Here is a 917-nt window from a genome sequence, read left to right on the forward strand (position 1 = left end):
GACGGCGTCATTAATATTTTCGACGCCATCATTAATATTTTCGACGCCGTCGAAAACAAAATATATGCCGTACAAATAAATTTATTGTACCGTATCGTTATAAAAAAGCAACCGGGAGTTTTGGAAAACAGACCGTTATTTTCCGGTTATTGTGAGTTCCTCCATATAGCGATGCCCGCGGAGATACGTTTTTCCGGGCTTTGTATAAATATAAACACCCCGGTCTGTCTCTATAATATAACGGACAGCCTTTCCGTCCAGGGCTTTCTCATCGGTCAACAACATCGAAAAGTTAGCGACGAAAGTATCATTTTTTGCCAATATCTTTTCACTCGAACGAAGACTTAGTGAACTGCAATTCGAAACATATTCGCCTAAACTTAAATATTCGACCGGTCTATAATAAAAAGGTTCAGAATTATCCACCATAGCCAAGGTTACTTGCTGAATTTGTAAATGCTTCCCGGTTTCATTCTTCAATCTCACCCCTAATTGGGAAGTCTGATACTTTAATGTTGTAATAAGCAGCGGAACGGAAGCTGTCGTATCCAACAGACAGTTTTCGCATGGAATATCATACGAACCATATACCGAATCATTCAGCTGGTATTGTTCTTTCAAATTATAATTGACGCCGGAATAAACACAAAAAGCTTTCAGAGAATAGGTTTCCTTAATAATCCCTGAATAGGCCTCTTTAATAATTCCACCCACAGTACATGACAAAAAATATATAGTATAAAACTATCAGTTAAAAAATAACGAAGAAACCTCCTATCCATTTCCTGTGTATCAAATAGATAGTACTTTCCCCCTGTCTCGGCAAATTGACAAGATGTTCTCCATTTCGGTGTTTCACGTAACTACTCAGCCCCCTATGGGATATGTTCATAGTTATTCAAAGGGTGTGTGTCAAA

Annotated in this window: 1 protein-coding gene; it reads right to left on the bottom strand. The window is 38.2% G+C overall.

Annotated features, from left to right (window positions below):
- Positions 1 to 135 precede the first annotated feature (135 nt).
- Positions 136 to 714: a hypothetical protein gene (locus DW103_RS06275; protein ID WP_122274813.1), complete on the bottom strand. Its 579-nt coding sequence runs from the start codon at positions 712 to 714 to the stop codon at positions 136 to 138.
- Positions 715 to 917 lie beyond the last annotated feature (203 nt).

It is taken from the genome of Parabacteroides sp. AM08-6 (assembly GCF_003473295.1).
Taxonomy (GTDB): Bacteria; Bacteroidota; Bacteroidia; order Bacteroidales; family Tannerellaceae; genus Parabacteroides.